General features: G+C 40.8%; 11 protein-coding genes and 3 pseudogenes. 7 read left to right on the top strand and 7 right to left on the bottom strand.

What is annotated here, in order from left to right; all coding sequences use genetic code 11:
- Entirely contained in the window at positions 1–1,923 is a 1,923-nt protein-coding gene (gene mobV / locus NLP_RS32025) for a MobV family relaxase (protein WP_104910221.1), read from the bottom strand.
- A gap of 438 nt (positions 1,924–2,361) precedes the next feature.
- On the opposite strand from mobV, the gene NLP_RS32020 reads away from it, so the two are divergent.
- The 4 genes from NLP_RS32020 (at position 2,362) to NLP_RS32005 (ending at position 5,408) form a co-directional block, all read left to right on the top strand.
- Entirely contained in the window at positions 2,362–2,835 is a 474-nt protein-coding gene (locus NLP_RS32020; protein ID WP_104910220.1) for a hypothetical protein, read from the top strand.
- Between the two features lie 1,141 nt (positions 2,836–3,976).
- Positions 3,977–4,180 (top strand): hypothetical protein, encoded by a 204-nt coding sequence (locus tag NLP_RS32015; RefSeq protein ID WP_104910219.1) that lies wholly within the window; start codon positions 3,977–3,979, stop codon positions 4,178–4,180.
- Between the two features lie 84 nt (positions 4,181–4,264).
- The gene (locus NLP_RS32010) at positions 4,265–4,639 is read left to right on the top strand and encodes a hypothetical protein (RefSeq protein WP_104910218.1); all 375 of its coding nucleotides are present in this window, start codon (positions 4,265–4,267) and stop codon (positions 4,637–4,639) included.
- An 82-nt stretch (positions 4,640–4,721) separates the two neighbouring features.
- Complete coding sequence (locus NLP_RS32005; RefSeq protein ID WP_104910217.1) at positions 4,722–5,408, top strand: hypothetical protein; 687 nt, start codon at positions 4,722–4,724, stop codon at positions 5,406–5,408.
- Between the two features lie 185 nt (positions 5,409–5,593).
- Here NLP_RS32005 and NLP_RS33900 read toward each other — a convergent pair whose 3' ends face one another.
- Positions 5,594–5,824, bottom strand: coding sequence for a hypothetical protein (locus NLP_RS33900; protein ID WP_158680633.1), 231 nt, complete (start codon positions 5,822–5,824; stop codon positions 5,594–5,596).
- On the opposite strand from NLP_RS33900, the pseudogene NLP_RS32000 reads away from it, so the two are divergent.
- Positions 5,790–6,290, top strand: a pseudogene (locus NLP_RS32000) (IS66 family transposase); the annotation flags it as partial. The gene NLP_RS33900 and the pseudogene NLP_RS32000 overlap by 35 nt on opposite strands.
- Here NLP_RS32000 and NLP_RS31995 read toward each other — a convergent pair.
- From NLP_RS31995 to NLP_RS31975, 5 genes and pseudogenes are all read right to left on the bottom strand, one after another.
- Positions 6,287–6,592, bottom strand: coding sequence for a hypothetical protein (locus NLP_RS31995; protein WP_158680632.1), 306 nt, complete (start codon positions 6,590–6,592; stop codon positions 6,287–6,289). The pseudogene NLP_RS32000 and the gene NLP_RS31995 overlap by 4 nt on opposite strands.
- A 290-nt stretch (positions 6,593–6,882) precedes the next feature.
- Positions 6,883–7,092 carry a YgaP family membrane protein gene (locus NLP_RS31990; RefSeq protein ID WP_104910216.1) on the bottom strand — a complete coding sequence of 70 codons (210 nt, stop codon included), beginning with the start codon at positions 7,090–7,092 and terminating at the stop codon, positions 6,883–6,885.
- A gap of 152 nt (positions 7,093–7,244) precedes the next feature.
- Positions 7,245–7,784, bottom strand: a complete 540-nt coding sequence (locus tag NLP_RS31985; RefSeq protein ID WP_104910215.1) for an RNA polymerase sigma factor — start codon at positions 7,782–7,784, stop codon at positions 7,245–7,247.
- A gap of 122 nt (positions 7,785–7,906) precedes the next feature.
- Positions 7,907–8,092: pseudogene (locus tag NLP_RS31980) on the bottom strand (hypothetical protein); the annotation flags it as partial.
- A gap of 204 nt (positions 8,093–8,296) precedes the next feature.
- On the bottom strand, positions 8,297–9,604 hold the full coding sequence (locus NLP_RS31975; protein WP_442946664.1) for an IS4 family transposase: 1,308 nt from the start codon (positions 9,602–9,604) through the stop codon (positions 8,297–8,299).
- Between the two features lie 193 nt (positions 9,605–9,797).
- On the opposite strand from NLP_RS31975, the gene NLP_RS31970 reads away from it, so the two are divergent.
- Together NLP_RS31970 and NLP_RS35395 are read left to right on the top strand one after the other, a co-directional pair.
- Positions 9,798–10,178, top strand: a complete 381-nt coding sequence (locus NLP_RS31970; RefSeq protein WP_104906665.1) for a hypothetical protein — start codon at positions 9,798–9,800, stop codon at positions 10,176–10,178.
- Positions 10,179–10,687: 509 nt separating this feature from the next.
- Positions 10,688–10,843: pseudogene (locus NLP_RS35395) on the top strand (transposase); the annotation flags it as partial.
- Between the last annotated feature and the right edge of the window lie 720 nt (positions 10,844–11,563).

The raw sequence follows: 11,563 nt of genomic DNA, 5'->3' as shown, positions 1-11,563 counted from the left end.
TTAAAGACTCAATTCATCATCCTGCTGATGCTGTTGCTGATGCTGTTGCTGATGCTGTTGCTGATGCTGTTGCTGATGCTGTTGCTGATGCTGTTGCTGATGCTGTTGCTGATGCTGTTGCTGATGCTGTTGCTGATGCTGTTGCTGATGCTGTTGCTGATGCTGTTGCTTTAACTGCTGCTCATAATCGAGTAGCTGCTGATTCCAATCGTCAGCTTTGCACTTGAGCCGCTTGGACTGTGGCAGCAATTCCTTAACAACTCGTGCAGATGCATTACCAGAATCGTCCGAGTCAAAAGCCACTTGTACATTAGGAATATGCTGCAATTGCTCTACTGGCAAGCTATTGGGATTATCTACCGCCATGTACAGGGTTCTATTGGGTGGCACATCGCCTCTAAGCTGATACTCCAGCATTGCAAAAGATATGGCATTGATGGGTGATTTCAAAAGCACCACTTTCTCTACAGGATCAGTTGGCTGTCCGCCCAAGTGAAAGTGAAACCAGCCCTCACGCCGCTTAGTCCCTTTCTCGTAACCCTTAAACGTGTTGTTTTCTCCCCGTGTCCCCCGCAAGAATGCTCCTATTGCCTGGGGTAGTGAGCCAAGATTCCGCATGACGAACACAGCGTTTTGCTGATCATCAGCGTAAACTAGCCCCCTCTTATGCAGAACTTCCACAAAGTTTTCAGGTATCCCCCGTTTCTGGGTGAGGTAGTTGGAGACTGCTTGCCACTTGGCTTTATCCTCAACTGGTAGCGTGAATTTGTCGCGTGGTTCTAACTGGATAATTTCAGCAGTCACTCTAGTTGCTTTTGCGATCGCCGCTCGTTCTGCCCCCGACTCACCAAATCGCTCATGCAACCAGACGACCGCCTGCCGTACATTGCAATTGTTAACGTGCATCACCAAGTCAATCGCACCCCCTGAGCCTTTCTGCTGTTCGGGGGCGAAGTCGTAGAATTTGGGCCCATCTATATTAATGATGTGTCCGTGACCCCTCCATTTTCCTTCCTCATGGTGTAGCCCCAACTCCCAGGCGACATCCTCCAGGGGCAAGTCGCGCAGTTGTTGGGTTTTCAATTCCAGCGATCGCACAATTTCTTCTAGCCGTTGTCGTTCCTTTTCGCTGGCTCTCGCCCGTTGCTCTGCCCTCTCCAATCGCTCTGCCATGAACGAACGGTCAGCCAGTTGGTGATTAATCGCTTGGAACTGGTCATCAGACTGAATCCTGGCAACGTAACTCCTAGCTGATTCAAATGATGTGGGTGCTAATTGGTTATTTGTAATGACTGCGGTGAGTGGTTCACTGTTAACGGCTTGGTAATATTCCTTGACTTTAGTGTGGGTTGCCTTACTGCCCTTGACCCCCCGTTCAATGCCCAAAGGAGCGAGTGCAGCAGCATAACTGTCTTGGAGTTTGGATAACTTGATTCTTCCCTGCCCACCTCTGCCGCCAAACATCGCATCATGACTGACTCTGCCAGTTTTATCGTTCAATGGCACGATGTAGGCGTGAATGTGTGGGGTACTTTCATCTAGGTGAAGTTCTGCCCTAACGCACTTTGACCCATAGTTTTGAGCTAGCCAGTCACGGGATGCGATCGCCCACTGCTGCATCAGTGAATCAGACCATTGCCCAGAAAGAGATGGATCACCAGGGCGGAAATATTCAGGTGATGCCGAGAGAAACATCTCGGTGCATAACACTGCATCATGCCGAGGGCGATGCTTGAGCGTAGAGATTTTTTCTTTAACTATCTCCTCCAAGGCGCGTGAGTCTTCTCCCCCAATCAACCGGACATTCTCTTTGGTTGGATCTGCGTTGGGTGTTTCTCTATTCCTGGTAACATGGTCATCACTTCCCGCAACGTTGCCGAATGTTTTTAGTTTCTCAATTCTGAGAATTGTTAGTGGCGACATCAAAGATTTATACTACAAATGCAGTACTTTGTAGTATAAAAAACCCCTCCAAGCGAACGGCGGTTTCATGTCATGAGCGCAGCGAGAGATGGCGCAGCCACCCGCAGGGCATGAAACCATAATGAGTATGGATACAACTTGGTACACCCTGCCGAAAATTTTTGGTAGTAGTCTCATCCAACTGCCGAAAAGCTTGCTGTGTAAGCTTTGCAGGCAGATTTAGCGCTTTTTGTCCGCTTTCTCCCCTAATACCACTAAAAAACTCATTTATACCACTATAATACTCATTATTATTTTCGGGGCTAGAATTTTTGGCAATTTATTACACCCTTTTTAAACTCATTAACACCACTATAATGCTCATTAACACCGCTAGGAAACTCAGGCAAAATACTGGTGTTTTGTGCTACGATAATTTGTCTATTACTTAGAAGACACATGAGCGCACCACGCTACAAAGATGTTGAGTTGCCGAGAATAAAACGCAAATCTAATTCTTGGGAAGGTAAGACCATTGAATATTTATTGAACCATCCCTCTAATAAAGCCGCGACTGAATTTTCAATGGAAGCTCTAACTGCTTTTTGGTTGCCTGAAGCGTTAGAAGGTAAAGTCACAAATGATGAGTTAGTCAAAGCTTGTTGGTCTGCGATTGAGAAACTAGAGGGAAAACTTGCCACCATTAGAAGGATTGGAGCGATAGAAAAATTACCTTCATCCAACACAACACTTTTTAGTACTTCTCCTGAAACTGTGAATCCCACTAAAAATAATGAGAACTTGAATGATGAAATCCGGGTGTCCACCTCGGATGACGATGACCAAACCTTAGATGAAGACACTGACGATTTGATGGAACTAGAACTGTCACCGGAAATGAAACAGATCAACAAACTGTTTGGTGTCGAGTAGTAGTTGAGAAAAAGCTCATCGTAATTGCGAAAAGCAGCGAATTCGTTTAAGGGGGCTGAATTGACTTACCCAAACACGAGCGGAACGTTTTTTAACTTCGCCAACAGCATCCGCTTCAATGGCGAAGAACTAGCATAAGAATCGCCGCAGTTTTCAGAGGGTTGAACTCTGAGGCGGCTTTTGTCGTAATTGTGTAGTTATTCCGTAGTATTTTTTGATGACTGTTGCTTCGGCTTCTGCTTTTCAATTTTGACCCTCAAAAACTTTCCGCCAAATATGGCGTACTGTGCGTCAGAAAAAGATGGATTACAGAGCTTAAAAGCTTTTAAGCGAATTTCCCGATAATTTACCAATTATTGGGAAATAATGGGAGACTTCTAACAAGTCTTGGGAACTGTTCGGATTTATTGGGAATTTTTGAGCTAATGAGAATTTTGTGAGTGGATGATTTAAAAGGTGTAAAAAGGTAAGAAAAAATTGGAGATTTGGGAGATATTGTCTAGATATTGGGAGATGTTGAATGTAGTTGGTGAGGGCGGGGAAAATGGATGTTTTTTCGAGGTTTTATCTCAAATTCACGAATTGAGTCAAATCAAGAAGTTAGTGCCAAAACTGTAATATTTCTTGATAAATGTGTCAATAATCACGGTTTGGGCGGTTCATCTTGAGACTAATTATCAATTAGATAGACAAAAAAAGGGTCAAAAACAGGGGTAAATTTTCTTGTGGATTTTGTTTTTTTAATGTTGAGTCTTGATTCTGTTTCAAGCCGAATGCTCAACGCTCACTTTGTTTGTGAACAGCTACGATAGCCAAGCGATCGGGCAAGCTTGGTGAACGAACAGAGAACGGTTTTGAAGTGATTGATGCGGGAATCCAGATTTTCGAGAAGAAAGTGAAGGAGTCCAAGCCAGATGTAGCGGTGGCTGAAGCTGGCGCAAGTTAATAGATGTGTCTCAAGCATTCATGTTCAATTTATGGAGAGCATGGATGCTACTGGCAGTTGTTCATCTTTGGGTATAAGCTCCCATTAAAGATACTTAAGGCTTTTGAGTAGATTGAAAGAAGAATATCTTAGTGGGAGCCGCAGTTTACAATCATAAAAGCAATTCAAAAAATTACACAATTTAACTTTGTCCGCATGACAATTACGAACGATACACAGCAGTTATTAGTTAATAATCACCATATCAGACCGACAGAGCCACTAGAATATCGTGCAATTGGTCGGCTCTGGGGGAAGTATGTTCCCTCGGATGAGCTTATTTATCAAGGGCAACTAATAACTGCTGACGGTGTAATGCTTGAGACAAACCTTGCTAAGAGAGCATCGAAATTAGTTTAACAATCTCAACTTGATTTATCACTTGATTACCTGTGGACTGTTTACCCCAGAACACCATTCAAAGATTCTCCGACAAAACTTCGGGTGACTTTGATAAATGTTCGCAACGAAAAAAAATATACCGACTCAGTAAAAAACGAATTGCAGTTAGTAGCTGATAACTTTTCTGTACAAGGATTAGTTGTATATCAAGACTATGAATTTGGGATAGTAGAAGTTAAAATTCACCAAAAACCACAGAGAGACTTTGAGCTACCCAAAGATTTCCAACTAAGACTAATCGGATTTTTACCATCAAATTCGATTAAGAAATTCTGGAATTTTCATGTGCGACGTGTCGGGGCTAACTTAGTAATTCAATCAGGGGAGTGCATTAAATTTCCCGATCGTGAGCAATCTTCAACTTCAGATATATCAACCAACACGGCTGAATATACTACTGAGTTAACTGAAAGCTAAACCGACAGAAAACTGTAATCATTCCCTTCTTAATTACTGATTTAATCACCGTTTAAGAGTGCATTGCTGCCAATAAATTATTATGCCTAAACGTAAATCTCCTAAAACGAATAGTTCACTATCAAAAGAAGAAGCCACGCCAACCAAGCCAGCTATTTTACGTATAGTCAAGCAAAAAGATAACGCCACAGACGATAATAATTCTGCACAATCTAAATCAGCATCAACTAGCGTACCAACAGAAAATCAGCCAGTTGAGCCGGAATTAGAAGTAAATAATAACGAGAGTAAAAGCATTGAAGTTTCAGAATTAAACAGTAGCTCTGCCCTGAGTTATGACGCTGTGCCTCAAACAATAGAAGCAGAGAATGAACAGTTAGCTTTACCTCAAACTCTCGAAGCCGCACTAGTTAATTCATCATCATCAACTGCTTTGATTGAAAGTACCTCTGCTGAACATGAGCAATCAGAGATAGAAACAGAGCAACCGCAATTAAGGAATAAACCAGCCTATAAAAAATTATCAACAGCAACTAATAGTTCAGGACAGACGTTTACTGTCAAAGAAAAGATTGAGGTAAGTACAGGTAACTTTGGTACACAAACGGTTTTTATTATATCCTTATATTCAGCACCAGATGGAAGTATTTGGGCTTATTACCATCCTGTAGATAAAAACCAAAGACTGCTATGGAAGCGGGGGTGCTGTCGGATTGAAAATGTGAAAAAGCTATCGCCTGCGGGGAGTAAGCAATGCTTAACGGTGTAAATAGCGATTTTATTGAGAAGTTGTTGTGAAGCGATTTTGAAGAAAAGGTGATCACCGAAGACATTCACCGACAGTTCATTCTAAGATGGGCACATATACAGAAATCTTTATAGCGAACTCTCATTATTCGATTGTGTCCTTTTAGGCACATCAACCACATCAATTGCCCCCAGAAGGGGGTATTTTTATGGCGGTAGTGGCTCAAGCGAGGTAACAATCAAATGAGCGTGGCTCACTACCTCAGATGGTAGTGTTAGGCGATCGCTGTAGACATCAATGAATCTAGAAGACTTTGGGGCATCGATTCCACCTTTGACTAAATAGGTGTAACAGAAGTCCGGGGGTAAATGAGCAATCGTACAGATAGTTACGCTGGGGTGTTTCCTTAAACTAATTATACTTCCAGGTCTCCACAACCAAGCTATTGGCGAAGCGTTTGTTAATTTAATTGATGAAGCCTTTAGAAATTACGCTCAGTGGTTTGAGACTCTTGACTCCTTCAGTTACAACGATTGGGTCAATCAATTCAAATATAAGTTGCAACAAACACTCCATCAGTGGATTGCTATAGCAAGAGCTACAGTTGGTCACCTTTTACGTTTTTTGCGTGATAAAGCAAGTCAATGGTGGTATTTTCTTGACTACCCTGAAGTTCCTCCTGATAACAATCAGGCTGAACGTTCCCTTCCTTTGGCTGTAACGAAACGTAAGGTTAGTGGTGGCTCCCGTTCAATGGACAGGTTTAAACACACTGCCCATCTGTTGACAGTGGTGCAAACCTGTCGTCGTCAAGGTAGGTCTGTGATTGATTTTTTTGCACAAGCACTGTTGGCTAATTCTAATAATTATCTGTCTCGCCCATCCCTGCTTCCTAAATATTAGACCTGAATCCTTACCTCAATTCTTAAATTTAGAATTGCTGAGATGCTTCCTCTTAAGTTGCCTATCTCGCCAGGACATTCTGGATCGGAAACGCTGGATTTGTCGGTACAGGGTTTCAAAAAATCCAATTGTCCAGCAAATTGGGCATCCTCGGAACAAGATAAGTGAGAATATACCCAGCCCAAGCGAAGCTGGAGTCGCCCACCATGTGGTGGGGTTTTGCCCCAGTTTAATAGCAAAGTAAATAGCGGCAATCCCAAATATACCTCTAATAAGATGTTCGCCCAAAGTCTGGCTGGCAAATAAGTTTTTGCTTGAAGACATAATTTTCAGTAAACTCGGATATTCACAAATTCCAACTGGACTTTGATGCACTTACAAATGATTTCGTGATCCTGCTTACACCTATGAGTCTTTTACAGGATGTTTGAAAAGTCCTCTTGCCAGTATTAAAAGTTTTAGATACCTCTAAATCCCCCGATAAATTGGAGGTTTTAATTCCGGTTCCACCCTTTTTAAAGGAGGTTAAGGGGACTCTAAAAGTGCCTAAAGTTACAGCGAAACACTTTTCAAACAACCTCTTAGACCGCGATCACTTGGAGGATTTAGGTTTTCGCCCTAGCATTGCACAGGCTGGGCAAAACCCAAAAAATCCGGTTAATCCAACACATACTCCTGATGTGGCAATTAAATAGCCAATCGGCATTCCCTTGAGTCCAATGAGTCCACAGATTGCTATTGCGACACCAGCAGCACCGCGCATCATACGCTCCCACATTGGTAAATTTTTTTTGTACCACATAGACTTTTTCCTATTTTGGTTAATCGCGTATTTATAAAGAGTGCTTATTAATAAAGAGGCCTAGGAGGACTAAAAGGATTCATTTAAATTCCCATCAATGCCTGTTATTTACAACTTTCTACTCTAAGATCCCTATTCAGAGTCATTTTTGATCAATCAACTAGATACTGTTGCAGGGTTGCTCTGATTATTTTTCTTGCTCGGTGAAGACGGCTTTTTACTGCCTCTACAGTAATGCCTAGTGTCATTGCTGTCTCTGGAGCAGTCATTTCTTCGATATCTCGCATAATCAGGACTTGCCGATAAATTATTGGTAGTCTTGTAATGGCAGTTACAATCTCTTGACTAAGCAAAGTTGATTGTATTCTATTGTATTCAGATGTATCCTGTACTTCGGGGAGGGTATCAGTGAGTAATTCCTTAGTCCTTAGCCTGAGCAGACGATAACACTCGCGCTTTACCACTCTGAATAGCCATGATGTAAAGGCAGCAGCGATTCGCAAGGTATTTATCTTTTTTGATAAAATAATTATGGTTTCCTGAAGGGCGTCTTCAACATCTTCAGGAGTCGCGCAGACAGTGCGTGCAAATCGCTTAATATCGGGAACACATTGGGTTAACAGAGTATTGATAGCTTCACTGTCGCCTTGCCGTGCGGACTCAATCAGTTGGTAATCGTATTTTATTGCCATATTAAGTCAATGCTGTGATTGTGATTACACGTAAACCCTGCTCCCAACTATATAAATTTATTATCTTGAAGGCAGTCTCTTCCAGCCTGGGAGCAGAGGGACTGGCATAAGTATTATCCTCTCACTCCTGCTACGTCTCGCCACAGTAAGGTTAACACCGCAGCCATCATCAACGGTAAATTCAATATCCGCTCTCTGAGTCCTAATTTTCGGTAGTAATTTTCTTGATTTGTAATGGCTGGTGTCAGTAATCTTTCCAGTTGCTCTGCAATTACTTGGGGTTCAGCCGGGAGGTAGAGTCGAGGCAATACTGTTCGGTTAAGGGGAAATAGGTGGTGGAGTCAAGGAGAATTAGTTCGCGTGTTGACTACGAGAACAAAATTAGCTAAAGAGTTTGTCTATACCTAAAGGCACTCTCAAAAAACTTAATTGTCAATTGCTTAGAATATCTTTAAACTATTGAACTATAAATTGATGATGAACAATTTAGTGTATCGAACAAATTGACAGATTTAACTTGCCTTTCTCAGAATTTGAAAAGATAGTTGTTGTCGGAGAGTACCATTACTTCTGTGACTTCGCTTTTTACTCTTAAACTTTGAACGTGCTTTCTTGACTACTCTCGGATTACTTCTGTGTTGTGGTAAAGGGATTTCTAAATCTAATATTTCGGAAATTAACCAGCTATAATATATGTTAATATCCAATTGATTATTTATCTGACGTTGAAATTCAGGGATGGCACGTCGAAGAACTCGTAAACTACCAGTAAAACTTAATCTTAATGGAGAAATATTTTTCAAGGCTGCACTTTGAAACATTAAACAACGTAGGCAATAATGCCCTAACAACCAACCATAAATTTCTTGGACTACTTCACGAGGATTCTTAGAACGGATGGGGATTTTTCGACCATTTAGATGTACCTTTAATTCATCTAAAGTATTCTCAGCCTCCCATCTTTGATGATATTCTGATGCTAATAGCAAAGCCGGAAAGTTGGAAATATCCATTAAATCAGTAATCAAACGGTAAGTCTTTTCTGTACCATTCTCTTCAATAACATATTCAATTATGCGGACAGAAATTCGGGTCACACCCTTTTTTTTCGACTCTCCATCTGGTGCAATCCATGATTGATAAGAGCCATCTTTGAATATTTCAACTACTTCAAATTTTACATGGGCTGGGACACGACCAAGGAAATGACCTTTTTGTTTAATGACTGCATTGACCATTTTGAAAGAATGTAATCCTCTGTCCCACATCAATAACATACTAGAGTTAATACTGCGTAGGAGTTTTAAAGCACTTCTTCTCTCTCCAATGCGATAGGGGGAACAGAATGCATCTACAATTAAATGAGTACCTGCTTCCACTAAAAATACTAATCTAGCTTTGGGAAAAGCCGGATATGTACCAGGGCGAGAACCAGGATAGCCAAATACTCTTGCGTTTGTTTCTGTTTCGGGAACATCAAAAACTGTTCCATCCATCGCCATGATTCTTAATCCTCCCAAAAAAGCACCAGGTGTTAATACTGTGGCTTTTGGCTTGGCTACCATTTCAAATAACCGAGTCATTACCGCCGCTCCTGTCCTTTGACGAGCTTCTGTAATTGATGAACTTACTGGTATTTTCCAGCGTATCAAGAAAGGTATTTGTAAATAACTTAAGCCATGAATGAGATTTTTGAACACATCTACTATTGAATCACCAGACCAAAAATTCATAGCGATTACTAAAGCTACAATTATGTGAGAGTTCAGTTTTCGTCGTCGTTTTTCCTGACTGGAAGTACTAATAATTGCTCTGGTTATGGTTTGAGATGGGATTACTTGTGATACAGCCAGAAGTAATTCACTTGGATTAATGCAGGCTAGGCTTCTATGATCTCAAAGTTAACAAGTGACATTTCAGTTGTAAAATAGTGTGGGGTAAATTTACCATGTTCTCGTAAATTATACGCGAACACATTCTGCTCTTTCTGCAACTTCCAAGGAGCATTAGTCAATGCCTGCTCCTGACTCGGACATTATTTCTAGGGCTGAACTCCTACAACAAGCGATTGCCACTTTACAACTCTCTATCCAACAAATTCAAGCTTCGGGGGAAGTAGCGCCACCTGGTTGTTGTGTTTTGCGTTACCAAGCACGCGGAAAAAAACAAGCTTATTGGTACTATAAATTACACGCTACCAAACCAATTTTTTCCACAACTCAACCCAACAAATTGAGCAAATATAGGCATTTGGGTAAGGCTGGAAGCCCTGCTCATATTAATGCTGTCCTCTCCGTCGCTAAAAGAACCCAAATCGATCACTTAACTTCATGCATCGACTCTCTTCGTCAAAATTGGGTGGACTTGTACGATAGCCTCAAAGAGAAAAAGTAGTCGAATTATCTCATTTTGTTCTCGTAACTAATACGCGAACAAATTTTTCTTTGTTTTACCCTTCATTTTCCTTAACCGAGCAGTATTGCCATTTATGGGCAAGTTGGTAAATCAATAAAACACGTTCCGCAACATTTATTTACAAGGTGTGCCAATTTACACGTATCCCGGCTGAACCCCTACTTCATCTTCCACCATTGATCTTTGTTTTTTTTCGCATGGTCTCAATTGGTTTTTCGGCTCGTAGTCATGGCTGGTCACAATCGCTCAATTATTTGTCTATCCTGAATTTCCCACGATTTTGACCCATGCAAATACTACCCTTGACAATTTCCCTTTTTCCTTAACTTGTCACCAATAGACTTATCCGTAAATGCGAAATGCATACTATGCAATGGTTTTAGCGATTTTATCGGAGGTGCGATCGTAAGCGCTTCATGGACGTAACAATAAGGCTTTGGGGAATAAATCGAGCTAAATCATTAGTTAGTAAGGGAAAAATAAAAGACTTGTACAAAGCACGACATCTAATCGAGAATTTTTTTGCCCAACTCAAACAATATCGAGCGATTGCCACACGCTATTAGAAGCGAGCAATAAGCTTTCTCGGTGCAATTTATCTTGCTGCTGTTATCTGGGTTAATTTATTACACGCCCTAGTGTAGATTAAAAGCTTTTATTTACAGTAATTTGATAGAGCTAGTGTAGATTAAAAGACTAACCAACCAATTAAGCTGAATTTTAATTTCAAGATTAGTGTCAAAACTTCCTTTTATAAAGGCTTTGAGTCGATATAGATTATTTTAATTAACAACTATTTAATTATTATAATCAAGGAATTAATCAGAGTTTGGGCAGATTACTGCTACCAAATTTACCCCGTTTTTTGCATAATCGGAAAAGTTAGACAAGTTAATTATTAACTTTTGTAACTTTTGCGTAAACCTTCTTGTTAGAATTGAATAACTAATCAGGGTTTGCAATTTGTACTTTGCATCTGTTTAGCTCGACTTTATCCTTTTTTTCGTAACGCGATACTCCTGCAGAGTCGTTGTACGAATGCTATTGCTAAAACCTTTGCAGAACGCTAGTTTTACTTTTTTAACTTTATATATAATCTATGACGTTGAAAAAGTATTTACCAAAAAGCCAGGGTTTTTAGTTGATAAACAAAACCCAGTTCTTAATATTGGATAAAGTCGAGTTTAGAGGATGTTTAAAAAGTTCTGTTATCGGTAGCAAAACGTTTTAGATTCCTCTCAATCGAGCCGCTTGCTTGCCTATTGGCAGAGCCGCTAAACTCAGTGGTTCCCCAAATGAAGCAAGTGACTTGGGTTAGGGGAGGGATCAATAAATGCCTAAAATCATAGCTACAACTTTTCAAA

This window comes from Nostoc sp. 'Lobaria pulmonaria (5183) cyanobiont' (genome assembly GCF_002949795.1).
GTDB lineage: Bacteria > Cyanobacteriota > Cyanobacteriia > Cyanobacteriales > Nostocaceae > Nostoc.
The sequence above is the reverse complement of the archived record's forward strand: the minus strand, read 5'-3'. Positions and strand labels throughout refer to the sequence as shown.

What these genes read in the sequence shown, in the direction of transcription:
- mobV (WP_104910221.1), bottom strand. Translation starts at nt 1,923, where the DNA reads ATGTCGCCACTAACAATTCTCAGAATTGAGAAACTAAAAACATTCGGC.
- NLP_RS32020 (WP_104910220.1), top strand. Translation starts at nt 2,362, where the DNA reads ATGAGCGCACCACGCTACAAAGATGTTGAGTTGCCGAGAATAAAACGC.
- NLP_RS32015 (WP_104910219.1), top strand. Translation starts at nt 3,977, where the DNA reads ATGACAATTACGAACGATACACAGCAGTTATTAGTTAATAATCACCAT.
- NLP_RS32005 (WP_104910217.1), top strand. Translation starts at nt 4,722, where the DNA reads ATGCCTAAACGTAAATCTCCTAAAACGAATAGTTCACTATCAAAAGAA.
- NLP_RS31990 (WP_104910216.1), bottom strand. Translation starts at nt 7,092, where the DNA reads ATGTGGTACAAAAAAAATTTACCAATGTGGGAGCGTATGATGCGCGGT.
- NLP_RS31985 (WP_104910215.1), bottom strand. Translation starts at nt 7,784, where the DNA reads ATGGCAATAAAATACGATTACCAACTGATTGAGTCCGCACGGCAAGGC.
- NLP_RS31970 (WP_104906665.1), top strand. Translation starts at nt 9,798, where the DNA reads ATGCCTGCTCCTGACTCGGACATTATTTCTAGGGCTGAACTCCTACAA.